The 885-nt window shown below is 69.8% G+C and carries 1 protein-coding gene; it reads left to right on the forward strand.

Going from position 1 to position 885, the window contains the following annotated elements:
• Positions 1-118: 118 nt before the first annotated feature.
• Positions 119-885, forward strand: a 767-nt coding sequence (locus M3148_RS16905; protein WP_251305897.1) for a helix-turn-helix domain-containing protein, incomplete at its 3' end; no start/stop codon positions are given.

Here is an 885-nt window from a genome sequence, read left to right on the forward strand (position 1 = left end):
GGCTCTTCGGACTTCTGGTGGGGAGCGGGACTCGCGGCGGTAGTTGAGGGCGGGTATGGGTCGAGGTCCTCGATGATCGGTAGCGACCAAGCAACCGTTCGTTCCGAGGACCTCGACGTTGACCAACGCTACGGGGTGCAGTGATGCGCCCACCACTGATCCCTGCGTCCGCTGCGACACATTCCTGGGCATCCCCGAGCTCCATGTGGAGGCCGTGGAGCGTACCGACGCGCTGTTGACCGTCACTGTCTCCACGCCCTGGCGGCTGATGGGCTGCCCGGACTGTGGGGTGGTGGCACCGAGCCGGGGACGGCGACGTCGCGAGCTGCATGACGTGCCGGGCATCGTGCCGGTGCGGGTGATCTGGCGTCAGCGCACCTGGCGCTGCCCCGACCCGGACTGCCCCAAGGGCACGTTCGTCGAGCAAGTCCCCGCCCTGGTGGAACCTCGAGTCTCGCTGACGAGCAGAGCGGTGGGATGGGCGATCGGTCAGCTACGCCGCGAGCACGCCACCATCGAAGGACTCGCCCGGCAGCTGGGGGTGGACTGGAAGACACTGTGGCGCGCCATCCAGCCCCGCCTGCAGGAGCTGGCCGCCGATGAGTCCCGCTTCGAAGGGGTCGTCAGCCTCGGGGTCGATGAGCACCTGTGGCATCACGTCGACCCACGGCGCCGTGGCCCCAAGGAGCTCACCGGCATGGTCGACCTGACCCGCGACGCCGACGGCAAGGTCCGCGCCCGGCTGCTGGACCTGGTGCCCGGCCGCTCGGGCAAGGCCTACGCCGACTGGCTCACCGACCGTAGCGCCGACTTCCGTGCCGGGGTGCAGGTCGCGGCGCTGGACCCCTTCGCCGGCTACAAGACCGCGATCGCCGACGAGCTCGC

Source organism: Georgenia satyanarayanai (genome assembly GCF_023715365.1).
Taxonomy (GTDB): domain Bacteria; phylum Actinomycetota; class Actinomycetes; order Actinomycetales; family Actinomycetaceae; genus Oceanitalea; species Oceanitalea satyanarayanai_B.